Source organism: Thermanaerothrix sp., assembly GCF_056331585.1.
Genome location: NZ_JBWGPQ010000001.1, coordinates 1 through 25,195, shown reverse-complemented (window position 1 = coordinate 25,195; position 25,195 = coordinate 1). Strand labels below are relative to the sequence as shown.

The following is a 25,195-nucleotide window of genomic DNA, read 5'->3' as shown; positions in this document are numbered from 1 at the left end:
TTTGTCAAATTTCCAGGATTAAAACACGGTTAGAACTGCGCAAAAATGCCTTCTTCAACCAGTAGTCGCACCTTTTCAATTTCTGGTCCCCACCAGGCATCCCCGGCCTGATAGGGCACGTATTTGCGCAGGAGACTATACGCCTCTTGAGTTCCTTGACCCAACCGAGCATCAGGGTATTGACGCAGGCGAAGGTCAAGCGCCCTGGCCGCAGTATAGAGTTCGATTGCAATCACCTGAACGGTATTGAGAACGATTTGCCGCGCATGCCGAGCAGCCGTGGTCGAATTTGCATTATGATCCTCCTGTTCGCCCGAGGTTGGAAGTGAGTGCACACTATCCGGATGGGCCAGGGTCTGATTCTCTAGCACCAACGAGGCAGCTGTATATTGAGGCATCATCAACCCGGAATTCAACCCCGCTGCGTCTGGAAAGTCCACCAGCATGGGCGGAAGACCGCCATTGAGTTTTCCATCGGTCAATCGGAAGATACGACGCTCAGAAATCGCCGCAACTTCAGCCATAGCGATACCCAAAAAATCCATCGCCATACCTACCGGTTCCCCATGAAAGTTACCTCCTGAGAGCACGGCTCCACCCTCAAAAAGAAGCGGGTTATCTGTAGCGGCGTTTATCTCGCGCTCGATAATTTGAGTCACAAAATCATAAGTATCCCATGCCATCCCCTGCACTTGGGGAGCACAGCGCAGTGAATAGGCATCCTGAACCCGTTGCGCACGACCTAGCAGCGTGGACCCTGCGGTCAGATGACGTATGTGCTCGGCTACCTTCTCCTGCCCCGGATGTCCACGTGCAACATGAATCCGGACATCAAAAGCATCAATACAACCCATAATCGCTTCCAGGCTCATGGCCAAAGCCACCTCAGCCGTACGTAAAAGGTTTTTGGTATCGTAAAGGACTAGAGCCGCAATTGCCGCCGAAAAAGTGGCTCCATTATTAATAGCCAATCCTTCCTTCGCTCCCAAAACCAAGCGCTTCAGTCCCGCCGCTTCCATTGCGTCTTTTCCCCGCAGCATTTCACCTTTGAAACGAGCCCACCCTGAATCTTCCGCACGATCTTCGGGATCGGTAGTAAACACCAATGCCAAGTGAGAGAGTAGAGCAAGATCACCTGAAGATCCCAAAGAGCCTTGTTCGGGCACAACAGGAACGACATCACGATTAAGCATTTCTATTAGAGTGTCAACCACTTCCATGCGAACCCCTGAGTGGCCACGGGCTAAGGTATTGGCTCGGATCAGCATCGCCGCACGCACAATATCATCCGAAAACGGAGTTCCAGTTGCAACGGCGTGACTGAGAATTAAGTTTCGGCTCAAACGATCCCTGGCTTCAGGTTTAATGCGCTGTTCGGCAAAGATTCCAAAACCTGTGTTAATGCCATAAACCGGTTTGTCCTCCCGTAAGATCTGCTCCAGCCAACTGCGAGACCGCAAAATGGCCTCCCTCCCCGCCGTTGAAAGTGAAACCGGCTCTTTTCGACGCGCAACGGCTACCACATCCGAGATTGTCAAATGATGACCATCAATTTCAATCATGCTAACCTCAACTCAAAAGAAGGTATCCCACCAAAATTGCTGCTGCCGGCACAGTGAGATTATCAATATCTAGAAAGGGTAAAGATTCAATCGTCGTCGCCACGAAGGCAACGCCCAACAAAGGACCAAACAGATCCGATGCGGAAGAATCAATCGCCCCCACTAGGATGAAAACACCCCAAATAAATGCCGCCATTCCCAAACCGCCAACTAACATCGCCAATGAACCAGCCACCGTCTTCGACCTCGACCAGGGTAACGAGGAACTGGGCAAACGCTTGCCGACAAGATCGGCTAACCCATCTCCACCACAAAGAAGCATAAGGGCAACTATGCCTATAGGTGTATCATACCAATACAAGATTGTTACTAGAACAAATACGATTCCATAAAAGAGCGGACCACGTAAAATTTCGCGCGCCAACCCGTGCCGGGTCATGGCGACTACTGCCGCCTCATCCCTTAGCAACCCTAGTCCTACCAATAGAAACTGAACCGTAATTCCCAAAGGGATCAGTGCAGCCCAAAAGCGCGATGAATAAGACTCCGGAAACAAAAGCCAGCACAAAACAAAAATTGGACCGGTACCGATATGAATGATTTTGCGACTCACCGGGCCGCTCACCCAGCCCCGTGCTACCATAAAGTTATTCAATCTCAACCAAGCCAGTGCCAATAAAAGTGTGATCAGGAATGCCAAAAAACTGCTATGGAGCATAATCCTCAATGGGGGAATAATTTAATTAAAGTCGGTAGCGACGACTCTCTTCTCGAGCCAGTTCGCGCTCTTCATCACGCTTAGCTATATCATGGCGTTTATCGTAAAGTTTCTTGCCTTTGGCAATAGCGATTTCCACCTTAGCCAGTCCGTCTTTAAGATACATTTGAACCGGGATGATGGTTACACCCTTTTGGCGTACGGCGTTCCAGAGTTCCAGGATTTCACGCCGGTGGAGAAGCAACCGCCGCGGTCGTTTGGGATCGTGATTAAACCGACTGGCTTTGTCGTAAGGGGCAATGTGAGCATTGACCAACCAGGCTTCGCGCCCATCTACCTGAACATACGAATCAGTCAGGTTGACTTGCCCGGCTCGCACAGACTTGATCTCGCTACCCTGTAAGGCAATTCCCGCCTCGTAACGTTCCAACAGGAAGTACTCAAACTTTGCTTTGCGGTTGGTCGCCACAATCTTAATACTCATATCTGCATTTTAACACATCTAGCCCCAGCGAATGATCACCCAACCCATCAAAAAACGCACCCCAGCCAAGATCAAGAGCGCCAGAGGTAATCCCAACCATTGACCGACCAACGGACCTACCAGAGATCCGAGCAACACGCCAGCATTAGCAACCACATTAAACCAGGCCAGCGAAGGTCCTCGTGCTTCTTCCGGCACACGATCGAGCAGATAGTTAAACAAAGCTCCACCCGCCAATGACCAGGCGGCCCCCCCAATGAGGTTAGCCAATAGATAAATTGCCGGTGAATGCGCAATACTCAGTAACGTTGGAAACCCACTTAAGAGCATTAAACCAAGCCCAGTAGTACCACGGTTGCCCAAGACCCGGGTAATTCGCACGAGTTGGGTCGAGCCCACAAACACACTTAAGAAGAAAAGCGCATTCCCCAGACTAATATATTGGTCGGAAATTCCAAGCACCTTGACAGTATAGATTGGAAAGAGCGGAACAGGCAAATACTGGGCCAGGTGAAATCCCAACATAATCAACAAGATGTGACGAAATGGGGTGTGAAGAATCTCAAAATGGAAAACCCGCTTGTAATCGGCAATGATCCCCCCAAAAGTGGCCAATAACGGATGGGGGTTCTCTCTCGCCATTCCGTGGCTTTCCTTCGTTACCACGCGCACAAAATACAAATGCACGGTACTCATTGCCGCCCCAATGACCCCGATCAGAAAAACCCAGACGTACCCCGTTGGAAAGGGGGAAATATTCAGAATGCAACCACAAATCAGCGAGGAAACGATGGTAGCGACGGCAAATGCCGCATTTCGCATCCCCGCCACCCATGCTCGCCAATCTACTGGAACGGTTTCTGCAAATAAGGCATTAAAACTAACCGAAAGTGCAGCACCAGGTATATAAAAGAGAAAGATTAGTCCGATTAATACAGAAGGTTGGATTGAGGTTGATCCCCAGAGTGGCAGGAAGACAAGAATCAAATATAACAAGCGGTGTACAACCGCCGTTCGAACCACCATTGGGTGCACGAAACGTTGTTCAAGTAACGCACCCGCTGGTAAGGCGAAAAGTAAACTCATTAGAGCTGGTGCCGCGTTGATCCATCCAATTTGTTCCGCCGAAGCCCCAACCCGAGTGGCATAAATGGTGAGAAAAGAAAGGGAACTCCCGTTTAGAACGCCAAACCAGGCAACATCGGCGATCAGATGAATAAAATTTCCCCGATATTCTGCGGGGAGCACTCCCAAATTCAACCAGCAAAACATGGACAGACGACCCCTCATGACCTCACCCACTTCCATAGAAAATCAACCTTCAATTCTACTCGTTCTTTGAGGACTTTACCCTCTCCCAAGCACCTTACATTTCTCTTAACCGTTGGGATTATAATGGCCTTAGCATACAAAGTTGGTCATAAAACAAAGGGAGGTAATTGCGATGAGCGAAATTGCGCTGGCCTTAGGGGGCGGAGGGGTTAAGGGAATTGCCCATTTGGGAGTCATCCATCGTTTAGAGCGAGAAGGGATCAAAATCAAGGCCATTGCCGGCACCAGCGCTGGGGGAGTCGTGGGTGCCTTGTACGCCGCTGGTTATTCTGTCAGCCAGCTGACCGAAGCTCTTGACGACCTAAACCGCATTAATTACTTTGCACGTCGTCCAAAAGACGGCCCATCATTATTGGGTTTAGGTCAGGTTGCTCCATTTTTGGAGCGTTTTCTGGCCGGTTTAACCTTCGAGCGTTTGCTGATCCCCTTCGCCTGCACGGCTGTTGATCTGCATACAAAGCAAGAATACGTGCTAAACCGAGGCTCGGTTCTAGACGCCGTATTAGCCACAATTGCCATTCCCGGTATCTTCCCTCCTCAGAAAATCGGACCTGCCGAATTAGTAGATGGCGGTGTGCTTGACCCGGTACCAGTAGCTGTAGCCCGTTGGCTAGCCCCCAAACTTCCAATCATCGCCGTATGTCTTTCACCGGTACCGGAAAAATGGCAGGAATTACCCGATTTCAATCCCATCCCCACCCCTCCGCTCCCTCCCCCTCTTCTGAGCCAAATATCTAACTTGCGTCTCAGTCAAGCCTTTCGCATTTACATTCAAGCCATAGATATTACTTCACGCATGTTAGCAGAACTTCGCATGCAAGTTGAAAAGCCCGATGTGATCTTACGTCCTGAAGTCAACCAATTTGGGATTCTGGATAAAGTGGAGCCAGGCATTTTATTTAAAGCAGGTGAAGAAGCCGTAGAAAATTCTCTTGATGCCATTCATCATGCACTTTCCTGGCCACATGGCTTACTGCGTCGCTTCCAAAGCCCACCTCCACCTGAGATCATTCATCCCCTGGAAGAATAGTACTCAAATGCGTGATCTACGCCACTATGCCCGGCAAACAACATTTCGCTTGATCCTTGGCGGACTATTCATCTTCATTATCGGCTTGGGTCTAATCACCTGGCGTTATGGACTTCCTGAGCCGGTTTTGGCTTGTTGTGTCTTTTAGTTGTATTGATGCCGATAGGAATGATTCTACTAACTCTTGCCATATGGGATTGGATTGTAAACATGATCGCTCCTGAACGTGCTCGTATCTATCAGTTTGAAGATCGAATCCTCAAAGTCCTTCTACCTCAATCCGATGCTCACCTAACCCCGCCCTTGTTGGTTCTCCACGGATGGACAGGGGATGAGCATTCCATGGACGTGTTCATCCGTCGCCTACCTGCCACCCGCTGTATATTAGCACCCCGCGCTCCATTCCCGGCAGAACCCGGGGGATACGCCTGGGTTCCACCCACCCCTGAAAGACCCGCCCCCTGGGAAGTGTTCGCACAATCCGCCTTGAAATTAAGAGATGATCTGGAAAACTGGTGGGAGTATTTTTCTTTCCCCAAAGCACCGATAGACATTATGGGCTTTAGTCAAGGGGCAGCCATGGCTCTTACGTTCACCATTTTGTTCCCTAAGCAGATCAATCGGCTGATCCTACTTTCCGGCTTCCTACCTCGAGGTGGGACAAACGCCCTCCGCCCGGGCTTGCTCTCCGGAAAGCCCATTTTTCTTGCCCACGGTTATGATGATGACATCGTCCCTTTCGAGCGAGCCCAAGAATGCTTGAAATGGCTCGAAATCGCCGGAGCCGATATCCAGGCTTGCTTAGACCATGTTGGACACCGAGTCAGCGCCAAGTGCTTGCAAGTCATGCGCGAGTTTCTAGATGCTAATACCCCTTCTTGAATAACCTGAGAGTTCCTAACGCCCCTGTAAAAAGGCGAAAATTCCCAGCAGAATTCCCACCGAGAGCAAAATCACAATGACCAAACCTGCCGGAATCCCTATCGCGCTACCCGAAGCACCGGCATCTGTAAAGGTTGGCACCACCAGTGAGGGGGCTGGGGTAAACGTTGGCAGGCGGGTGGGTTGGGGGGTAAACACAAACTGGGCTGCCAGGGTAGGATCAATGGTCGGCGTTGTTTGTGGGGTTACCGTGGGAGGCGGTTCAACTACCGGCAATTCAAAACCTGGTGTAACATCCACGCGAGGGGCATAGACCCACCCCACGCCTCCCGGAACCCCTGGATATTCGATCATAATCCATTCTCCGCCTGGCGAGCGTCCTTTGGCAGGTACCTTTTGCCCCAATAATAGAACCCCGATCCGCGGGTAAACGCCTCCCGGACCTGAACGCACATTGACAAAATCCTCACCTAAACCGGGTTTGACCGTAACCATGGGGCCGCTCGGCGTACTAGTTACAGTCGGAATATCCACAGTGGGAATTTGTGCCTGAACACTCAAACCGGAAAAAGCGGGTTGAAAAAACGCTACTCCTGCGATAATCAGGATTATCGGTGCCCGAAAATATTTGACTCGCATGTAATTCCTCTTTTAACCTTACTCCAAATTGATCTGTGTCCGATTATAATCAATTCAATCATGAAACAGCGGGTTTACTACGGAGAAATTACCCCTCAAGACATCGCCGAAGCCTTGAGAATACGCTTTGATCGAGGCGGTTATCGTGTTTACCAGATTGGCGATGGACCCAAAATCGCATTGCAAATCACCACCCGCGAAGACTCGCGATCGGGAGGCCAAACGGCTATCGGTGTTACCCTTGAAAGGATCACCAAGGGCGTGATCGTTCAGGTGGGTAAACAAGCCATATGGGATGTGGCGGCCAGTTTGGGGGTTACGGTACTCAGCCTGCTGCGCAATCCATGGCAATTGCTAGAACGCATTGATGATTTGGCCCAAGACATTGAATCTTTACAATTAACGCAAGAAATTTGGGAAACGATTGAAGCCACCGCCCATCTTCATCGTGCCAGTGAGCAGATCAGCCAAGCCCTTAGTCGCCCTGTCTGCGAATACTGCCGAACGCCTAATCCACCCGAAAACACCCATTGCATAGCCTGTGGTGCTCCCCTACCAGCGACCTTCTCACCCCCATGATTTAATTGTGGGGCTGGCTACTCTCTCCCCCAAGCCGCCGAATGCCACCAATGCGATGCACATCTGAGTAACGCAATCAGGATTTAGACCAAATTGCGCCACGCCCGACCATCTTGACGGATAAAATCATCCGCTCCTGGAGGCCCCCATGTTCCCGACTCATAAACCGGGAGATTGCGCACAGGGTATTCCTGCCATGCCTTTAAAATCTCGGAAGTAAACGCCCATTGGGCCAGCACTTCGTCGGAACGGGTGAATAATGTGGCATCACCCAGAAGAGCATCTAAAAGCAATCGCTCGTAGGCTTCGGGGGGTTGCACTCCAAACGTTTCTTGATAACTGAACTCCAATTTAACCGGCGTGATTTGGTTGACTGGCCCAGGTGACTTTGCACCGAACTCCAGTGCAATGCCCTCATTGGGTTGAAGGCGCAGCACCAGTGCATTCGGGGCTTCGCCAGCAACATTATGCCAGTTAAACAGCGAAAGCGGCATTTGGCGGAATTGGATCACAATTTCCGTGCACCGCACCGGAAGGCGTTTGCCTGAACGCAGATAAAACGGTACACCCGCCCATCGCCAATTATCAACAAAAAGACGTACCGCTAAATACGTTTCCGTGATCGAATTCGCAGGCACCCCTGGCTCATCTTTGTAGCCCGGCACACGCTGACCTTCAATAAACCCAGAGACATACTGAGCCCGGAATGTATTCGCCAACGCCTCTTTTCCACGCAAGGGGCGCAAGGCTTTCAGCACCTTGACCTTTTCATCCCGCACTGCGTCGGCATTGAATGCCCATGGGGCTTCCATGGCCGTTAGGGTCAGTAACTGCAATAAATGATTTTGAAACATATCACGGATTACACCAGCACGATCATAGTAACCAGCACGTGTACCAATACCATCTGTTTCGGCAACGGTGATTTGGACATGATCTACGTACTTGTGATTCCACAAAGGCTCAAAAATGGCGTTGGCAAAGCGCAACACCAGGATATTTTGGACGGTTTCTTTTCCCAAATAATGGTCAATCCGATAAACTTGTTTTTCGGAGAAAACGTTATGTACTTCTGCCTCCAACGCCTGTGCCGATTCAAGATCATTGCCGTAAGGCTTTTCAATGACGATGCGCGTCCAACCATTACCTCGTTTGTTCAAGCGGGCTTCACCGATGAGTCGGACAATCGTTACATATTCTTCGGGGGGAGTGGCCAAATAATATAAAACATGATCTATTCGCAGTGATTTGAGAAGCGATGCCAAACGGTGATATCCTTCGAGATCTTCGAATGTCGAGCGGATATAATAAGCATTTGCCAATAAACGTTCTAACGCTGGCTGGCTAATCGGCTGGGTACGCGCAAAGGACACAACTGCCTCGCGCAGTGTTTCACGCAAAAATTCGTCCGACCAATCCCGGCGGGCAAAACCAAGGATGTATAGCGGCTGAGGTAAACGGCCGCTTAAAGACAGTTCATAAAGCGCCGGAATTAACTTCCGTCGGGTTAGGTCGCCAGTCACCCCAAAAACGACAAAGGCAATGGCTCCGCTAGTAGGCTCTTCATTGCGCGCAGGTGTCATGATTACCTCCAAAACCTAGCATGTCTCATCCTCAGAAAATAATCGGGCTGTTATAATCAGATCAACTATATAAATCCAAATTATAGTGCAAAGATTGACAATGTCGAGCCACATTCACCACTCTATTACCGATATCCCCGGAATTCTAGTAGGTCACGCCCATGACAAAGAAGCACTGACCGGCTGCACCGTCATTCTCTGTCCCAAAGGGGCGACTGCAGGGGTTGACCAACGTGGCGGCGCGCCAGGCACACGCGAAACAGATTTACTTCACCCAGTGCATTTGGTCGAAAAAGTGCATGCCATAGTGTTGGCGGGAGGTTCAGCATTTGGCTTAGACGCCGCCAGTGGCGTGATGCGTTACTTGGAAGAACGCCAAATCGGTTTCGATGTCGGTGTAACCCATGTCCCTATTGTCCCCGCCGCCATTCTTTTTGACTTAGATGTGGGCAACCCCAAAATCCGCCCGGATGCAGCCATGGGATACCAAGCTTGCCTGAATGCTACAACACCAAATACAGCCCAAGGGAACGTTGGGGCTGGTATGGGCGCCACTGTTGGAAAAATTTTGGGTATTCGGCAAGCCATGAAATCCGGCTTGGGCACAGCCAGCGTCGAGATAGGACGCGGCGTTATCGTCGGAGCTATTGTTGCCGTTAACGCTTTGGGCGATGTGATCAATCCCGCAAACGGTCAAATCCTTGCTGGTGCCCGCCCACTTTATATCGGCCCGAAACGCATCGGTGAAACCGAAACATTTGCCAATACTCTACATGTAATGCGTAGCCTGGTTGGTCGCACTGCATTTAAGTTTGCTACGCGTCAAAACACTGTCATTGGGGTCGTTGCCACGAATGCACGTTTGAATAAAGAGCAGGTTACCCGGGTGTCCCAAATGGCTCAGGATGGACTTGCCCAAACCATTCGGCCCGCCCATACCATGTTTGATGGGGATACGATTTTTGCCCTTGCCACCGGGGAGCGTAATGCCGATGTTAATATTGTGGGTGCCTTCGCTGCCCAAGTTGTGGCCGAAGCCATCTTAAACGCGGTACGATATGCCGAGCCCGCCGCAGGATTACCTTCCGCAGCATCACTCCAAGCATAAGAGAGCGTCCTATGGAAATCTATCAGCCACACCCTGAACTTCACCCGCTAATTGCTCAGCGTCGTTCCTCACGACTGATGGACTCAAAGCGTCCAATCGAACCCTGGAAGGTTCAATTACTGCTGGAAGCTGCACGGTCTGCTCCCTCTAGCAACAATTTGCAACCCTGGCGCTACCTCATCTTTGATGAGCGCAATCCAGAAGCACTCAATAAAGCACGCGAATGCCTAACCCCCGGAAATCAGAAATGGGCTAATCATGCCCCATTATTAATCCTCGCGGTTGCTGAGGAAATCCGACCTGATGGGCGCCCCAACCCGAAAGCCCTTCATGACTTAGGCATGGCTAACGAAAATCTTATCCTCCAGGCTATTGCCTTAGGTTTGAACATTCGACCTATGGGAGGTTTTGACGCCGAAAAAGCGCGTAATTACTTCAACATTCCCCCAGGTTATACCCCGGTGGTAATGTTGGCTGTGGGATATCCGGCTAAAGATACGGATGGGTTCCCTGCGGATATCCTGGAAAAGGAACGTTCTCCCCGCCTGCGTCTACCGCTTTCCTCTATCGCATTCCTCACTTCATGGGACACCCCGTATCCGACCTCAGAATTTACCGCCACAACGCATCCCATTCCTCCAAATTCTCCATCCAACTGAAGGGCTAACCATATGGCAATCTACACCACGCTCATTTCTCCGCAGGATGTTCTATCTAGCTTACACCACCAAGATTGGGTTATTGTAGATTGTCGCTTTGACCTGATGCAATCAGATTGGGGATTTCTTTCTTATCAGGAAGGCCATATTCCCGGGGCGGTTTATGCCGATTTGGATCGTGACCTTTCAGGACCTCGCACCCCCCTGACCGGACGCCATCCGCTGCCGGATCCGGATGCATTTTGTCGACGGCTCAGCCAATGGGGAATTGACCCTACCAAACAAGTCGTGGTCTATGATACGGTTGGCGGGGCTTTTGCCGCTCGGTTGTGGTGGTTATTGCGATTCTTCCATCACGAGGCAGTAGCTGTACTGGATGGCGGTTTCGATCATTGGGTACGTCAAGGGTTCCCAGTTGAAAAAGGCGTACACACCAACTCACCCTCCATTTTCCGTGCTCAACCGAAGCTATCCTTTATTGTCACTACTGCCGAGATTGAACAACACCTCCAACAACCTCGCTTTTTACTCATTGATGCGCGAGCCCCCGAACGTTATCGCGGCGAAACTGAACCCATTGATCCAGTTGCCGGTCACATCCCAGGTGCTGTTAACCGCTTTCACCAAAACAACCTGAACCCAGATGGCACCTTCAAATCTCCTGTGACACTGCGAGAAGAATTCACTGCACTGCTTGGCAGCACATCCCCTGAGCAGGTAGTCGTTTACTGCGGTTCTGGAGTAACCTCATGCCACCACATACTGGCAATGGAAATTGCGGGGCTGCATGGAGCTCGCCTGTACGTCGGTTCGTGGAGCGAATGGATTCGCGACCCTAACCATCCTATTGCCATTGGAACAGAATAAGCCCCAGCATGGACGGGGCTTATTCGCAAATACTAGAACGATGACACTGGTCACACGCCAAACCCACGATTCAACCGTTCCAGCGTCTCCTTTGGTGGACGCAAGCGATCTTGGCTCAAGCGGTTAAGCGGTTCTTCCGGTAAATCATAAGAATCAAACATAGTGGGTGCATTAGGATTCACATAAATGATCCCGGTGATCAACCAATTGTTCTGTTTCGCCTCCTCCAGAACCCGCAAGGCTTCAAACAGATTGGTGGGATCATAATCATGATCCAATTTCTTTAACATGACAATTGAACCATCATGGAGTTGAACCTCACGAACAGTTCCTTCCTCAAAATCTTCAATATAAATTTCCTCGCGCGGTGGAACAAAGGTAATATCATGCAACGGCATTTCGTGATCTTTGCCCCACGCGTATGAGTGAAGTGAATCTTCCTGGTTATGGAAGGTAACGCAAGGACTGATAATGTCAATAACGGCTATACCGCGATGGCTAAACGCTGCTTTGAGAATCTCCTTAACCTGTTTAGGGTCACCCGCAAAGGAACGTGCAACAAAGGTCGCATTAGCAACCAGCGCTTCCAGGCAAATATCTATCGGCATATAAGGGTTCGTTCCCTGGCGTTTGAGAGTTAAGCCCTTCTCGGCAGTGGCCGAAAACTGCCCTTTGGTCAACCCGTAGACACCGTTATTTTCGACAATGTAAACCATGGGGAGATTGCGACGCACTAAATGTTTGAATTGCCCCATACCAATGCTGGCGGTATCACCATCGCCGCTTACTCCAATTCCCTTCAATGTGGTATCGGCAAAAAGTGCGCCTAACGCTAAAGAAGGCATTCGTCCATGCAAACCATTAAAACCGAAGGACCGGTTTAAGAAATAAGTAGGGCTTTTACTCGAGCAACCAATACCACTAAACTTCACCACCTTTTCCGGTACAACGTCCAGTTCAAACATGGTGCTGATAATTTGGTTAGCAATGGCATTATGCCCACATCCCTGACACAAGGTGCTGGGCAATCCACGATAATCCGAACGGCTCAGTCCAACTCGATTGACCTGAACTTTTGGTGAAGATACCTCTTGAGTGATCATTGCAAACCCTCCATCACCGCAATCCGTTCCGTTACCCACCGCGCCGTCAGAGGTAGGCCATCAACATGGGCCACCGAGCGCAACTTTGTGGCATGTTCAGGAAAATTCATCGCCAGCAATTGGCGCATTTGTCCATCGCGGTTTAGTTCAACGACATAAATGTGCGAATGGTCTCGTAAGAACTCAGTCGTTTCATCGGTAAAGGGCAAGGCCCGCAAACGCAGAAAGTCTGTAGCCAACCCTTTTTCAGCGAGCAAATCACGCGCCTCTTGAATAGCCGGTTCCGTCGAACCATAGGCGATGATCCCGATTTCGGCGCCCGGATGAGTGTGAAGCACCGGTTTCGGCACTAAATTTCGCGCGTTTTCCATCTTTCGCGCAATCCGGTTCAGAACTCGTTCCCACACCTCAGGCTCTTCGCTGTAGCGCGCAAACTCATCGTGACCAGTACCACGGGCAAAGTAAGCACTGCGAGGATGAGTATTGCCCGGTAAGGTACGATACGGGATTCCATCTCCATCTACATCCAGGTACCGTCCCCATTGCCCCTGGTGTTCGTTCAAAAACCGCTCCAGATCCTTTTCCCATAGCACCTTGCCGCGATCCATCGGCAAATTCGGGTACTCAAAAGGTTGACCAATATGCATATTCATGCCCAGGTCCAGATCCGAAAGCACCAGTACCGGCGTCTGCAAACGTTCGGCGATATCGAAAGCCCGCCATCCCATTTCAAAGCATTCATTGACATTACCGGGCAACAAAATCACGTATTGTGTATCCCCGTGACCGAGAAAATAGGCAAAGGTTAAATCACCCTGCGCGGTGCGTGTGGGGAGACCGGTGCTAGGCCCAACCCGTTGGATATCCCAAATCACCACTGGAACTTCAGCGTAGTAGGCCAACCCCAGGTATTCTGCCATCAGACTGAAGCCAGGCCCCGAGGTTGAAGCCATTGCTCGTAACCCCGCCCACCCGGCTCCGATGGCCATCCCTGCTGCCGCCAATTCGTCTTCGGCCTGAATGATGGCAAACGTATGTTTACCCGAGACCGGATCTTTGCGCAACTTGGGAGCATACTCACCTAACGCTTCGGCAAAAGACGAAGCCGGGGTGATCGGATACCAAGCAGCCAATTGAAAACCACCGTAAATTGCCCCTAAAGCCCCGGCGGTATTCCCGTCAATCAGGATCCGATCCTCCGGTGCAGGCATAGGTTCCACACGATAGGGATCGCGTTTTTCCAGGTTATCTGCGGCCCAATCTGCCGCCGCCTTGATGATCGCCCAATTCGAATCAATAGCTTTCTGTTTACCCTTGAAGTGGACCGCCAGTGCTCGTTGAATGGCCTGCAAATCAATGTTCAGCATTTGGGCCACTACACCCACGTATACCATGTTGGCGACATAATCGCGCATATTCGCCGGTACATCCGCCTGGCGCACAATTTGTTTGACCGGCATCGGGTAAACCACGATGTCCTCACGTGGTATGACCATTTTGATGCTATCGTCGTAAAAAAGAACCCCGCCGGGTACGAGGTAATTCAGGTCTTGCAAAAAGGTGGCGGGGTTCATGGCGACAATCACATCGTCCGTCTCTATCCGTCCTAGATACCCCTTACGGCTGAGACGGATGGAATACCAGGTTGGCAAGCCCTGAATGTTGGAAGGGAAGATATTCTTTCCCGAAACTGGAATGCCCATCGTGAACAGAGCACGTAGCAAAATCCCGTTCGCCGTTGCGCTTCCCGAGCCATTAATCGTGGCTACTGTGATGCAAAAATCATTGATGATGGTAGATCGGGCTTCGTGCTCTTTTAAGGGGGAAGAAATTTGAGGGGAAGTCATAGGTTACCTCGTCCGAAGAAACCTCACTCAAAGCGTTGGAATGGCATGGGTTTGCTCCGCTGATGGATCAAACCCATATGCTCAATTAATGCCTCATAGCCTGCCTGATAGTTACGCTGGCACACACTCTCCACCATCTTACGGTGGTAATTCCAAACCCGTTCCAGATACGCCAAATCGGCATACAGATCCAAGCCTGAAGCCTCGTAGAGTTCCCAGTAGGCCTCCAAGATACCCTCAACAAATGGATTGTTCAGCCGGCGATAAATGGTAAGGTGTAACTCGCGATGTTCCGGATGTGGAATCTGGATGGGATTGGCTTGGAGTTTTTGGAATGCTCGCTCGATCAAACGAGAGAGATTCTCACAATCCTCCTCATTAAGACGGCTGGTGGCTTCAAACCAATAAGCGGCTTCGATATGGTTGCGCAAATCGGAGAAAGCACTAAAATACTCGGGGTTAAGGGCAAGAGCATAAGCCAGGCTCTGAACAACGGTCGGTCGAAACGAGTAGGGCAAACGACGAATGCCGGTGCGTGGCTTCACCTCTACCAAACCTAAAGCCCGTGCCACTTCTAGTTGTTCCCTCAAGACCGAGATACTAACGCCGAGACGAGCGCTTAATTCGGTCAAGGAGGGTAAGTGCTCACTTTCTTGACAGGCTTCAGTAGCCAGGTAACGCAGAAACTCCGAGAGGTGATGGTTCGTTACACGTTCTAAGAGCACCGCACACCTCAATCATTCTGATTAATCTGATTATTTATCATAATTAGTATAGCACGTTCAAAATACCGGCGTCAAGCTGTTCAACGGGTGATTCCTTGACAACTCGCCCCAAATCTTTATACTTACCCCCAATGCAGACCCAAAAGGAGACCCAACCATGAAGTACGATTATCAGGAAACATCCCGTGATCTATTGACTCGGATTGATATCCACACCCGCTACGGCAGTCGTGACATTGACCAGTGGATGCTTGAAGTGTTGCCGCTGAAAAAGGGCGACCGCATCCTAGATGTAGGCTGTGGCGCCGGTAAACAGTGTTTTGTCTTTTACAGACATTTGGAAGGTAACGCCGAAATTATCGGTGGTGATGTTAATGAGGAACTTCTCGCTCAAGCCCGCCAGGAGAATCAGAAACGCGGGACAAATATTCAGTTCTCATACTTAGACTTCAACCGTCCTTTTCCTTACCCGGATAATAACTTTGACGTGCTATCATGCTGTTTCGCCATTTATTACGCCGAGGACATTCCTTTCACTGTTGCCGAAATGCACCGCGTCCTAAAACCTGGCGGTCATCTCTTCACCACAGGGCCTATGCCCAACAACAAACAACTTTTCTATGACATTATTCGAGAGGCCACCCAGAAGCCTATTCCACCTATGCCCGGTAGTTCCCGCTATGCCTCAGAGATTTACTCCACCATCCAGCGTCAGTTCTCTAAAGTTGAACTTTTTATTTTCGAGAATCCTTTGACCTTTGAAACCGTTGAGCCTTTCCTTGAATATACACGGGCTTCACTTTCTGAGGATCGCCGCCTATGGAAAGGGCTTTTTGAGGGCAAAGATGATTTTCAGCGTGTCATGGACCAGATCGCCCAGGTTGCTTCTCGCCGCTTAGAGCAAGCGGGCAAATTGGTTATGACCAAAGTTGTGGGTGGAATTCTTGCCACAAAGTAGCGCCTATGGGACAAGACATGTATTTCTACGGTCACCGGGTGTGCTTCATTGGTGCACACCCTGATGATATTGAACTGGGCTGTGGTGCCTTAATTGCTCACATTGTGAATCAAACCGAGATCCTGTGTGTAACACTCTCGGACAATCAAAAAAATCCTGAACTCAAGAATCTGGTTAAGGAGCACTACCGAAGTATGGCTGTGCTTGGGGTGCCTGAAGATCGTGTCATTCTAGGCCAATTTGAAACCCGACGGTTTCCTCACGCGCGGCAGGAGATTTTGGAATACCTGATCCAAATTAACCGAACATTTCAACCCGATCTGGTATTTGTGCACACCAAAGCCGACATCCATCAAGACCACGCCACCGTAACCGAGGAAGCCTTACGAGCCTTTCGAGGCACAACTGTGCTGGGTTTCGATGTCATTCGCTCCAGTTACGGTTTCTTTCCCAGTTTCTTGGTCGAGGTTACCGAGGAAGATGTCGAAAAGAAAATCGCGGCTTTGGCAGAGTATAAGACTTACCAGAATCGCTACTACTTTGATCCCAAAATCACGCGGGCTACCCTCATTCGCAACGGTGCTATCTGTGAACGCCCATATGCGGAAGGATTTGACATCCTGCGCATCGTGGGTGCATTTCGCTGTAGCGACTCATAATGGCTTGCATGGGAAATTTCCCGCTGATAAAAAGCGATTGCCCAATAGGGCAATCGCTTTTTATCACAAAGTCCATTTCAGTGTTTTTTCAGGCTCGTCTAATCCCGATGAAAACGTCATTGCCCTCGATGCGAACGGGATAAACTGGAATATCCACCACTGCGGGCAAAGTAAGCGCTTTACCCGTCCGCAAGTCAAACCGGGCACCGTGGCGGGGGCAGATAATTTGATAACCATCCGTCTCACCATCGCCAAGTGGGCCTTCATCATGCGTACATACATCGCCAACAGCGAAAAGTGTACCGGCTAAATTAATAATGACAATCGGTTCATTGTTGATCTCAAGAAACAAGCGCTCTCCCACCGGAATCTCATCCCGTGTGGCCACTTTTAGAAAAACATATTCTTCATTACTCATTGCTTTCTACAGCTCCTCATCACCAATTTTTATCCCAGATTGACCTAACCCATATACACCAGCTTTCAACACCTTAAGTGGTAATAGAGCGCACTTAATCCGAACCGGACCCAATTCTTCAAACCCCAAGAGATCTAATATATCCTGGCGTCCTAAACCCTTAATGTCGTCGAGGTTCTTACCAATGATCGCTTCCATAAGTAAATCTGCCGCAGCCTGCGAAATCGCACAACCGTGACCACTAAAAGCCGCTTCGGTAATTGTGCCATCCTCCGCTACACGCAAATCAATGCGGATGTGATCGCCACAGAGAGGGTTTTCGTCCTCATAAGAAATATCATGCGGATCTAATTGGCCCCGATAATGAGGCATTTTATACCGTTCGATAATCAGTTCACGATAAAGGTCATCCATGAAAATTCTAGATGCCTGCCTTTCAGCCGAAAATAGTTTGCACTTTTCGCAGCGCCGTAACCAAACGATCCACTTCGTCAAAGGTGTTATAAAGGTAAAACGAAGCCCGAGTTGTTGCCGCAACCCCTAATTTTTCATGTAGCGGCATCGCACAGTGATGCCCAGCCCTCACGGCTATCCCCTCCCGATCAAGAATTTGGGCTACATCATGGGGATGCACGCCTTCAACAGAAAAAGACACCACACCCCCTCTGTGTTCAGCAGGTGGGCCAAAAACCTTCAATCCCGGAATAGTCACAAGACGCTCTAGTGCATAAGCAATCAACTCATGCTCATATGCGGCAATGGCTTCCATGCCTACATTTTCCAGGTAATCAATTGCAGCTGCAAAGCCAACCGCCTCTGCAATGGCAGGTGTCCCAGCCTCAAATTTATAGGGAATTTCGTTTGGAACAAATGACCTCAACTGAACTTTCTTGATCATGTCCCCGCCCCCCAGAAACGGAGGCATATGTTCAAGCAAATCTTCTCGGGCATACAGAACTCCAATACCGGTAGGACCCAACATCTTGTGCGCTGAGAAGGCTAAAAAATCAACCCCTAACGCCTGCACATCTACACGCAAGTGGGGTACAGATTGAGCTCCATCTAAAAGCACCATTGCTCCTACCTGGTGCGCTAGTTCTATCATTTGGGCAACCGGATTTATGGTACCCAACACGTTTGACATATGCGTAAAGGCCACTAACCGAGGACGCTGTTCCAATAACTGCTGGTAGGCGATTAAGTCGAGGTAACCGTCTTCCGTTACCGGCACGAACTCTAAACGGAGGTCCTTTTCAGCCCCCAGGATTTGCCAAGGGACAAGATTGGAGTGATGCTCCATTTCGGTAAGTACAATGAGATCACCAGAGCGTAATTGGCTTCGTCCCCACGAATAGGCAACCAGGTTGATTGCTTCGGTGGTATTGCGGGTAAAAACAATTTCTCGCGTCTTACGGGCATTAATAAAACGGGCTACGCGCTGGCGGGCCGCTTCATACAGCGCGGTAGCCTCCTCGCCCAAGGTATGCACTCCACGATGAATATTGGCATTCGACCAACGATAATATTTATCCATGGCTTCAATCACGGCAAGCGGCTTTTGAGCCGTCGCCGTGGAGTCGAGATACACCAATTTAACCCCCGGACGAACTTCCCGTTGGAGTATCGGGAAATCCGCCCGAATTTTTTCAACACTAATAACCTTTAAATGGTTAGCACGCATGTATATATCACGCTCCATAACCACCTAGCCGGATTCATCCCTAAGGCTAATTCGAGCCCACCGGTTCGACCCGAGACGAGGAACGTTTCTGGGGTACACGAATATGCGGCGAATTGACCGGGAACCATAAAATATGATCAGGCACCATCCAGCCGTCGGTCAGGTAGACGTTGGTGCGGAACTGCACCGCAACCATCTTCGAGTCCACCTGCACCACGATTCCCTTCACCCAGCCGCGTACCCGCTGACCGTTTTTCTCGTGATCGCAATAGACTTCCACCACATCGCCTACATCGAAGCCCTTTTCCGGCTCAGGTGGACGCATATAGGGTACACCTGCCATATCCACCTCCCAAATGCATGATCTTGGAACAAACATCATATAATTTTAGCACATCTATAGTTAGAATCGAATGTGCCCTATCGAGTAACCCTATAACAAATGGTGTATATCCCCCGGATTGTTCTGAAAATCATTGCCAGAGCAACCCAGGGGAAAGGTCGTAGATGTTCAACCTTTAAAGTTTAACATCTTTCGTTGAATCGCCTCTTGGAAGCGCGCCCGTACACCCTCAAACGGAATGCGCTGCATGATCGGGTCAAAGAATCCCTCAACGATTAACCGCTTAGCCTCCACATCAGGGATACCACGGGTACGCAGATAAAAAATCTGTTCAGGATCAATTTTGCCCACTGTGGCCCCGTGCGTACAGCGCACATCATCTGCCAATATCTCCAGGCCGGGAATGGAGTCCGCCCGCGCCTGACGACTGAGCACTAGATTTCGGTTGGCCTGGTAACCATCAGTTTTGAAGGCCCCTGGTGCAACGTAGATCATCCCTTGCCAAACGACCCGACTTCGATCAAGCAACGCCCCTTTGAACAACAAATCGCTGGTTGTATGGGGTGCCAGATGGTTCTGCTGGGAGTCATAATCGAGGTGCTGATCGCCATCGGTGAAGTAAAATCCCGACATACGACCACTGCTTCCTTCACCCACCAGATCCAACTCGGCAAAATTCTTGGTCAAATGCCCTCCCATAGCACCGAAGACCCAGTCCACATTGCCTTGGCGGCCAACGCGGACCCGCTCGTGGGTAAAGTTCCAGACATGCTCACCCCAAGATTGCAGTTCAACGAATCGCAGAGAGGCACCTTCACCCACATACACTTCAACCAACCCAGCGTGAAGCGTTTGCCCACCGGTTTCGGTCGGCGAGGCATATTCGTGAACATACGTTACCGAAGCGCCTTCTTCTAACCATACGACCACATGGGAAATATGGGCTAAACCTATTCCCGGTCCCCACAGCAAACTGTGAAGTGGTTGTTCAACGACAACCCCCTTTGGTACATATAGGAACACTCCGGTCTGCGCCAGTGCAGATGCCAACGCTGCAAACTTACCTTCTTCCGGGGAAACGATTTTCCCCAAACGGGTTTCTAATAGTTCTGCGTAATTCTGTTCTGCAGTGCGCAAATCGGTGAAAACCATACCTTGAGCGCATAGGTTTTCATCCAGAGTGGTTCGCGCTCCACCAGGCAATAGAATTACCTGACCAGCATGAGCCTCCCCTGCCAGAGGGCTTAGCAAACTCTCATCTAGTGGAGCAAGATCAAGATAGGCATCCGATTCAGGCAGACGAAAGAGATCGGCCTGAAGCCCGCTAATATCGGTACGTCGCCAAGCCTCATCCTTGGGATCGGGCATGGGCAAATTTTCAAAGAGATTCCAAGCCCGCTCACGAAAAGCTTGGATACCCGAACTCAGGCCGTCCACTCGCACCATGGACCGTTGAAAGGAAAAGGTCTTTACCGGCGCTTGTGATTCGCGCCGCCGACCTCGAATGACAATCTCAGGGGTTTCCTTCGTCATAGCCTCCACATCCTTTTCTATCCAATATCTTCGATGTACAATGATTAACCAATCGAGCCTTCCATCTGCAATTGGATAAGCCGATTCATTTCCACCGCGTATTCCATGGGCAGTTCTTTGACCAACGGCTCGATAAACCCAGAAACCACCATAGTTGTTGCCTCTTCTTCGCTCAGACCGCGGCTCATCAGGTAGAAAAGTTGTTCCTCGCCCACCTTTGAGACCGAAGCCTCATGACCGATGGTCACGTCCTCTTCGTCAATCTCAATATACGGATAGGTATCTGATCGCGACTTCGGGTCTAACAACAAAGCATCACAGACAACGTTGGAACGGGCATTGTAAGCGCCTTTGTGCACCCTTAAGAGGCCGCGATAGGACGCTCGTCCGCCGCCCTTACTGATGGACTTTGAGGTGATCTTGCTACTGGTGTGCGGCGCGAAATGGATCACCTTACCGCCCGCATCTTGCCACTGACCAGGCCCGGCAAATGCCATAGAAAGGATTTCACCATGGGCTCCCGGACCCATCAAATAGCACGATGGGTATTTCATGGTGATTTTAGAGCCCAAGTTGCAGTCTACCCACTCCATGGTCCCCTCTTCTTCCACAATAGCCCGTTGAGTGACCAGGTTATACACATTGGTAGACCAATTTTGGATGGTGGTATACCGCACTCGAGCCCCTTTCTTGACCACAATTTCGATCACACCGCTGTGGAACGAATCGGTTGAGTAGATAGGCGCCGTGCATCCCTCAACATAGTGCACCTGCGCACCTTCGTCTGCAATGATCAGAGTACGTTCGAATTGGCCAATGTTGGCCACATTCAAGCGAAAGTAGGCTTGCAAGGGCAGATCAACCTTGACACCCTTGGGCACATAGACGAACGACCCCCCCGACCACACCGCGCTATTAAGCGCCGCAAATTTGTTATCCTCAATCGGGATCACTTTACCGAAATATTCACGGAACAGATCGGGGTAATGACGCAAGCCATCCTCAATGCTGACAAAGATCACCCCTTGCTTGGCCAGATGTTCCTGGATGCTGTGATAGACCATCTCGGACTCATATTGAGCGCCCAAGCCAGCCAGAAACCGCCGTTCCGCCTCAGGAATACCTAATCGCTCAAAGGTTTCTTTGATCGGGTCAGGGATGTCATCCCAAGAACGCCCCTCTTTATCCGTGGGCTTGACATAATAGTAAATATCATCCAGGTTAAGCCCCGAAAGGTCAGCCCCCCACATAGGCATAGGGCGCTTGCGGAAATGCTCCAGAGCCCGTAAACGGAACTCAAGCATCCATTGGGGCTCACCCTTTATCCAGGAAATCTGCTTTACAACCTCCTCATCAAGCCCTTTGCGAACCTTGAACACCGACACATCTGGAGCGGCGAAACCATAACGGTACTCACCCAATTGCTCCAGGAATTCTTCTTGCTGAGGTTTTGCTACCATTTTGCCCTCCGCTCAAACTCACCACTCATCATCGGGGTTACGCCAGAACCGAATCACCTTCCAGTTTCTCGCGCACCCAACTGTAACCCTTTTCCTCGAGGTGCAAGGCCAAATCAGGGCCACCGGTTTCAACAATCCGGCCATCCATCATCACATGAACCACATCCGGTTTGATGTAATTCAAGATGCGTTGGTAATGAGTGATGACCAACACTCCCAGATTGGGCCCCCTCAAGGCATTGACACCATGGGCAACGATGCGCAGTGCGTCAATATCAAGCCCCGAGTCCGTCTCGTCCAGAATAGCAATCTCAGGTTGCAAGACCGCCATCTGTAAAATTTCAGCGCGCTTCTTTTCGCCGCCGGAGAAACCATCATTCAAATACCGTCCCCCAAAGGACGGATCCATATTGAGCAAAGCCATCTTCTCTTTCAGCAATTTGCGGAATTCGGTGATTGGGATACCTTTATCTTCCGGGTTGCGGGCGCGGCGTTGGGCATTGAGCGCAGTGCGCAGGAAATTAGCCACAGTTACACCCGGAATGGACACCGGATATTGAAAAGCCAAGAAGATACCCAAATGAGCTCGTTCATCGGGTTCCAGTTCTAAAATATTCTGACCTTTAAACCATACTTCGCCCTCAACAACCTCGTAGCCCGGGTGCCCCATCAGGGTGTAAGCCAGAGTAGATTTCCCGGTACCATTGGGTCCCATAATCGCATGCACCTCACCCTTGGGTAAGGTCAGGTTAACTCCCTTTAGAATCTCCTTACCCTCCACGCGCACTTTTAGGTTGCGAATCACTAATGCGTCGGTCATGAATTTCGTTACCTCCTAGGAAATAAACCTCTTTGGATCAAGTTGAGCGCATTATAGCATGTTTTTGTGATCTGGTCAATATTTATGATAATATTCTAATATATTGACAATTTGATGGACCTTTGTTATACTTTCATCAGAAATCATGGGCTTTCATACTCATGGCTTCTAATGGGAAAATAACGGGAATAATTATTGATGAACACAAAAAGCACCCGCGAACGTATCTTACAAACGTTACTTGCTAACCCTCGCTGTACCATTAACGAACTGGCTCAGGCGGTTGGGATCAGCCCAATATCGGTTCGTCACCATTTGAACGCATTACTTGCCGAGGGTTTGGTAGCTAGCGAGGAGGAACGTCATGGTGTCGGGCGTCCGCGGTTAGTTTACTACCTGACCGAGGCGGGTTTGGAACGCTTTCCCACCCGTTACGTTCGTTTGACAACACGGCTCTTAAACCAACTAAAAGGCACCCTTTCCCCACAGGTTATGAGCGAAATATTTGCCCAAATCGGTGAGGAAATCGCCACAGGGTACCAAAACGTGGTAGAAAAGATGAGCACTGAAGAACGATTAGAATTTTTGCGTAAAATCCTCGCCGAGGAAGGTTTTTTAGTCGAGTGGGAAAAAGATGGTGATACGTATCGTATCCGAGAGGTTAATTGCCCCTACTACTACTTAAGTCAGCAATATCCTGAAGTTTGCTCGGTAGACCAATCCCTAATCTCAACTTTATTGACCCACCCTGCTGACAAAGTCACGTGTATCGTTCAAAAAGACCAACGTTGTGTCTACATCATCAAATCGGAGAAAGAACATGGAAAATCCCTCTCAACCCGGAACGAATCGTCCCGTGTGGGACGCTGAAGCCACCCACCCTGAAGCCTGCAATAAATTACGTGATGCACTGCGCGAGATTATTGACCCCGAAATCGGTCTAAATGTTATTCAATTGGGGTTGATTCGTAATGTTCGGATCGAACCCGACCAAGTGATGATTCGCATGATCTTAACGACGCCCTTCTGCCCCTATGGTCCTGCTTTGATCGAAATGACCCGCCAAAAAGCCGAAGAAGCATTAGGGCTTCCCACCTTTATTGAACTCGGCATGGAAATGTGGGACTTCTCCATGATGGAAGAAGGGATTGACTTAGGGTGGGGTCTTTATTGATCCTGGCCACGCTGTTGCTTAAGATATGCCATCCCCTTGGCAAAAAGGGATGGCAACTTCATGGCTAATGTGCTGTTCCCCCTAAAATCAAGTCGCCCCATCATATAAGCACTTAAGGGATTCAGCCGACCGTGCAGCATTTCCAACAGGTCACGGGCTTCTGCTGTAAAAACAAGGTCCGCACCTGCAACCTGTCCTTCGTTCACGTCACATTGGCCTTCCTGAATGCGAATAACCCAGTCGCCTGGCTCGTCACCGGTAACATGCAACTGAACAACCGCACGAACATCCTGGGCGTTTTCCGGGGAAAAAGCTCGAGGGAGATTCAGCATAATATCGCGGATTGTGATCTCATCCATAGGCCCTCCTTTTGTTTCACGTTCTCACCAATATTCGGATTATAGCCCCATCTTTACGGCACTCCGGTACGTAACCCATCTGCCTGAGTGCACTTTCAATAGTTTCACCATAAACAAAATGGCTATTCATTCCCATCAGGCGCTCAAAAAGAGCAATGAGTTTAACCAAGGGGTGACGATAATTCGGCTCTTCAATCATCAGCACGCCGTCAAAGGCCAATATACGCAACAGCTCCTCCAGGGCTCTTCTTTGGTCTGCGAGATGATGAAAAGTATCTACCATCAAAATTCGGTCAAAGGTATGGGCTTGAAAGGGTAGAAATTCAGCCTGCGCCCGCACTGGTAAAAGAGCGGGTTTAAGCCTCGCTTGACGTAACATTCCCATAGATAAATCTAAAACTACAACCCTTCGAGCGACGACCACCAATGAGGAAGTAACCCGCCCTGTTCCCCCTCCCACATCCAACAACCAACCCGATGTAGGCAATTGCAAAAGACGCTCAATCTCTTCCCGAGGGGGTGGCTTGAAGATTTTTTCATACCATGGCGCTAGCCACTCAAAATGGATATTTTCCCTCATGCCTCTTTATTGTACTCGCAAATGAATATTTTCTAACCTGAAGTTCAGACATGAGTTGGGACAGGGGAGCGAACAATGGCCATGAAGGCTGC

General features: G+C 50.0%; 29 protein-coding genes. 11 read left to right on the top strand and 18 right to left on the bottom strand.

Annotated features, from left to right (window positions below; all coding sequences use genetic code 11):
• Window positions 1-29: 29 nt before the first annotated feature.
• From hutH to AC01YT_RS00130, 4 genes are read right to left on the bottom strand one after another with little or no spacing between them, the layout of a single operon-like run.
• Window positions 30-1,562: a histidine ammonia-lyase gene (gene hutH / locus AC01YT_RS00145; RefSeq protein WP_476672031.1), complete on the bottom strand. Its 1,533-nt coding sequence runs from the start codon at window positions 1,560-1,562 to the stop codon at window positions 30-32.
• A gap of 7 nt (window positions 1,563-1,569) precedes the next feature.
• Window positions 1,570-2,280, bottom strand: coding sequence for a diacylglycerol/polyprenol kinase family protein (locus tag AC01YT_RS00140; protein WP_476672029.1), 711 nt, complete (start codon window positions 2,278-2,280; stop codon window positions 1,570-1,572).
• 25 nt (window positions 2,281-2,305) lie between these two features.
• Window positions 2,306-2,764, bottom strand: coding sequence for an SsrA-binding protein SmpB (gene smpB / locus AC01YT_RS00135; protein ID WP_424914417.1), 459 nt, complete (start codon window positions 2,762-2,764; stop codon window positions 2,306-2,308).
• 18 nt (window positions 2,765-2,782) lie between these two features.
• Window positions 2,783-4,036 (bottom strand): MFS transporter, encoded by a 1,254-nt coding sequence (locus AC01YT_RS00130; protein ID WP_476672027.1) that lies wholly within the window; start codon window positions 4,034-4,036, stop codon window positions 2,783-2,785.
• Between the two features lie 172 nt (window positions 4,037-4,208).
• Here AC01YT_RS00130 and AC01YT_RS00125 point away from each other — a divergent pair, with 172 nt between their 5' ends.
• The 3 genes from AC01YT_RS00125 to AC01YT_RS00115 all read left to right on the top strand — a co-directional run bounded on the left by AC01YT_RS00125 (window position 4,209) and on the right by AC01YT_RS00115 (window position 6,008).
• Window positions 4,209-5,126, top strand: coding sequence for a patatin-like phospholipase family protein (locus AC01YT_RS00125; protein WP_476672025.1), 918 nt, complete (start codon window positions 4,209-4,211; stop codon window positions 5,124-5,126).
• Window positions 5,127-5,133: 7 nt separating this feature from the next.
• Complete coding sequence (locus tag AC01YT_RS00120; RefSeq protein WP_476672024.1) at window positions 5,134-5,274, top strand: hypothetical protein; 141 nt, start codon at window positions 5,134-5,136, stop codon at window positions 5,272-5,274.
• Between the two features lie 62 nt (window positions 5,275-5,336).
• Window positions 5,337-6,008 carry an alpha/beta hydrolase gene (locus tag AC01YT_RS00115; RefSeq protein WP_476672022.1) on the top strand — a complete coding sequence of 224 codons (672 nt, stop codon included), beginning with the start codon at window positions 5,337-5,339 and terminating at the stop codon, window positions 6,006-6,008.
• A gap of 15 nt (window positions 6,009-6,023) precedes the next feature.
• On the opposite strand, the gene AC01YT_RS00110 is transcribed toward AC01YT_RS00115, so the two are convergent.
• The gene (locus tag AC01YT_RS00110) at window positions 6,024-6,647 is read right to left on the bottom strand and encodes an SH3 domain-containing protein (protein ID WP_476672020.1); all 624 of its coding nucleotides are present in this window, start codon (window positions 6,645-6,647) and stop codon (window positions 6,024-6,026) included.
• Window positions 6,648-6,707: 60 nt separating this feature from the next.
• Between AC01YT_RS00110 and AC01YT_RS00105 the strand changes: the two genes are divergently transcribed.
• Window positions 6,708-7,226 carry a hypothetical protein gene (locus AC01YT_RS00105; RefSeq protein WP_476672018.1) on the top strand — a complete coding sequence of 173 codons (519 nt, stop codon included), beginning with the start codon at window positions 6,708-6,710 and terminating at the stop codon, window positions 7,224-7,226.
• An 83-nt stretch (window positions 7,227-7,309) separates the two neighbouring features.
• On the opposite strand, the gene zwf is transcribed toward AC01YT_RS00105, so the two are convergent.
• Window positions 7,310-8,809 (bottom strand): glucose-6-phosphate dehydrogenase, encoded by a 1,500-nt coding sequence (gene zwf, locus AC01YT_RS00100; protein ID WP_476672016.1) that lies wholly within the window; start codon window positions 8,807-8,809, stop codon window positions 7,310-7,312.
• Window positions 8,810-8,909: 100 nt separating this feature from the next.
• Here zwf and AC01YT_RS00095 point away from each other — a divergent pair, with 100 nt between their 5' ends.
• Genes AC01YT_RS00095 through AC01YT_RS00085 form a run of 3 tightly spaced genes read left to right on the top strand, consistent with a single transcriptional unit; the run spans window position 8,910 to window position 11,443 of the window.
• Complete coding sequence (locus AC01YT_RS00095; protein ID WP_476672014.1) at window positions 8,910-9,917, top strand: P1 family peptidase; 1,008 nt, start codon at window positions 8,910-8,912, stop codon at window positions 9,915-9,917.
• Window positions 9,918-9,928: 11 nt separating this feature from the next.
• On the top strand, window positions 9,929-10,576 hold the full coding sequence (locus AC01YT_RS00090) for a nitroreductase family protein (RefSeq protein WP_476672012.1): 648 nt from the start codon (window positions 9,929-9,931) through the stop codon (window positions 10,574-10,576).
• A gap of 12 nt (window positions 10,577-10,588) precedes the next feature.
• The gene (locus AC01YT_RS00085; protein ID WP_476672010.1) at window positions 10,589-11,443 is read left to right on the top strand and encodes a sulfurtransferase; all 855 of its coding nucleotides are present in this window, start codon (window positions 10,589-10,591) and stop codon (window positions 11,441-11,443) included.
• Between the two features lie 50 nt (window positions 11,444-11,493).
• Here AC01YT_RS00085 and AC01YT_RS00080 read toward each other — a convergent pair whose 3' ends face one another.
• Genes AC01YT_RS00080 through AC01YT_RS00070 form a run of 3 tightly spaced genes read right to left on the bottom strand, consistent with a single transcriptional unit; the run spans window position 11,494 to window position 15,118 of the window.
• Complete coding sequence (locus AC01YT_RS00080; protein ID WP_476672008.1) at window positions 11,494-12,546, bottom strand: 2-oxoacid:ferredoxin oxidoreductase subunit beta; 1,053 nt, start codon at window positions 12,544-12,546, stop codon at window positions 11,494-11,496.
• On the bottom strand, window positions 12,543-14,393 hold the full coding sequence (locus AC01YT_RS00075; protein WP_476672007.1) for a 2-oxoacid:acceptor oxidoreductase subunit alpha: 1,851 nt from the start codon (window positions 14,391-14,393) through the stop codon (window positions 12,543-12,545). The genes AC01YT_RS00080 and AC01YT_RS00075 overlap by 4 nt, the downstream gene beginning before the upstream one ends.
• A 23-nt stretch (window positions 14,394-14,416) precedes the next feature.
• Window positions 14,417-15,118, bottom strand: a complete 702-nt coding sequence (locus AC01YT_RS00070) for a FadR/GntR family transcriptional regulator (protein ID WP_476672005.1) — start codon at window positions 15,116-15,118, stop codon at window positions 14,417-14,419.
• A 157-nt stretch (window positions 15,119-15,275) separates the two neighbouring features.
• On the opposite strand from AC01YT_RS00070, the gene AC01YT_RS00065 reads away from it, so the two are divergent.
• Together AC01YT_RS00065 and AC01YT_RS00060 are read left to right on the top strand one after the other, a co-directional pair.
• Window positions 15,276-16,076 carry a class I SAM-dependent methyltransferase gene (locus AC01YT_RS00065; protein WP_476672004.1) on the top strand — a complete coding sequence of 267 codons (801 nt, stop codon included), beginning with the start codon at window positions 15,276-15,278 and terminating at the stop codon, window positions 16,074-16,076.
• A 5-nt stretch (window positions 16,077-16,081) separates the two neighbouring features.
• The gene (locus AC01YT_RS00060) at window positions 16,082-16,735 is read left to right on the top strand and encodes a PIG-L deacetylase family protein (protein ID WP_476672003.1); all 654 of its coding nucleotides are present in this window, start codon (window positions 16,082-16,084) and stop codon (window positions 16,733-16,735) included.
• A gap of 88 nt (window positions 16,736-16,823) precedes the next feature.
• Here AC01YT_RS00060 and AC01YT_RS00055 read toward each other — a convergent pair whose 3' ends face one another.
• From AC01YT_RS00055 to sufC, 7 genes are all read right to left on the bottom strand, one after another.
• Window positions 16,824-17,153 carry a non-heme iron oxygenase ferredoxin subunit gene (locus tag AC01YT_RS00055; RefSeq protein ID WP_476672001.1) on the bottom strand — a complete coding sequence of 110 codons (330 nt, stop codon included), beginning with the start codon at window positions 17,151-17,153 and terminating at the stop codon, window positions 16,824-16,826.
• 6 nt (window positions 17,154-17,159) lie between these two features.
• Window positions 17,160-17,567 carry an iron-sulfur cluster assembly scaffold protein gene (locus AC01YT_RS00050; RefSeq protein WP_476672000.1) on the bottom strand — a complete coding sequence of 136 codons (408 nt, stop codon included), beginning with the start codon at window positions 17,565-17,567 and terminating at the stop codon, window positions 17,160-17,162.
• A 22-nt stretch (window positions 17,568-17,589) separates the two neighbouring features.
• On the bottom strand, window positions 17,590-18,852 hold the full coding sequence (locus tag AC01YT_RS00045) for a cysteine desulfurase (RefSeq protein ID WP_476671998.1): 1,263 nt from the start codon (window positions 18,850-18,852) through the stop codon (window positions 17,590-17,592).
• Window positions 18,853-18,880: 28 nt separating this feature from the next.
• Window positions 18,881-19,177: a hypothetical protein gene (locus AC01YT_RS00040; RefSeq protein WP_315623380.1), complete on the bottom strand. Its 297-nt coding sequence runs from the start codon at window positions 19,175-19,177 to the stop codon at window positions 18,881-18,883.
• A gap of 168 nt (window positions 19,178-19,345) precedes the next feature.
• Entirely contained in the window at window positions 19,346-20,710 is a 1,365-nt protein-coding gene (gene sufD / locus AC01YT_RS00035; RefSeq protein WP_476671996.1) for a Fe-S cluster assembly protein SufD, read from the bottom strand.
• A 44-nt stretch (window positions 20,711-20,754) separates the two neighbouring features.
• Entirely contained in the window at window positions 20,755-22,170 is a 1,416-nt protein-coding gene (sufB, locus tag AC01YT_RS00030; RefSeq protein WP_476671995.1) for a Fe-S cluster assembly protein SufB, read from the bottom strand.
• 37 nt (window positions 22,171-22,207) lie between these two features.
• Window positions 22,208-22,990 carry a Fe-S cluster assembly ATPase SufC gene (gene sufC / locus AC01YT_RS00025; RefSeq protein WP_476671994.1) on the bottom strand — a complete coding sequence of 261 codons (783 nt, stop codon included), beginning with the start codon at window positions 22,988-22,990 and terminating at the stop codon, window positions 22,208-22,210.
• A gap of 198 nt (window positions 22,991-23,188) precedes the next feature.
• On the opposite strand from sufC, the gene AC01YT_RS00020 reads away from it, so the two are divergent.
• Both AC01YT_RS00020 and AC01YT_RS00015 read left to right on the top strand, forming a co-directional pair.
• Entirely contained in the window at window positions 23,189-23,860 is a 672-nt protein-coding gene (locus tag AC01YT_RS00020) for a helix-turn-helix transcriptional regulator (RefSeq protein WP_476671993.1), read from the top strand.
• Window positions 23,811-24,164, top strand: a complete 354-nt coding sequence (locus tag AC01YT_RS00015) for a metal-sulfur cluster assembly factor (RefSeq protein WP_315623370.1) — start codon at window positions 23,811-23,813, stop codon at window positions 24,162-24,164. Before AC01YT_RS00020 ends, AC01YT_RS00015 begins: the two co-directional genes overlap by 50 nt.
• On the opposite strand, the gene AC01YT_RS00010 is transcribed toward AC01YT_RS00015, so the two are convergent.
• Together AC01YT_RS00010 and AC01YT_RS00005 are read right to left on the bottom strand one after the other, a co-directional pair.
• Window positions 24,158-24,523, bottom strand: coding sequence for an SCP2 sterol-binding domain-containing protein (locus AC01YT_RS00010; protein ID WP_476671992.1), 366 nt, complete (start codon window positions 24,521-24,523; stop codon window positions 24,158-24,160). The genes AC01YT_RS00015 and AC01YT_RS00010 overlap by 7 nt on opposite strands.
• Before the next feature lie 16 nt (window positions 24,524-24,539).
• The gene (locus tag AC01YT_RS00005; protein WP_476671990.1) at window positions 24,540-25,103 is read right to left on the bottom strand and encodes a class I SAM-dependent methyltransferase; all 564 of its coding nucleotides are present in this window, start codon (window positions 25,101-25,103) and stop codon (window positions 24,540-24,542) included.
• Window positions 25,104-25,195: the final 92 nt, after the last annotated feature.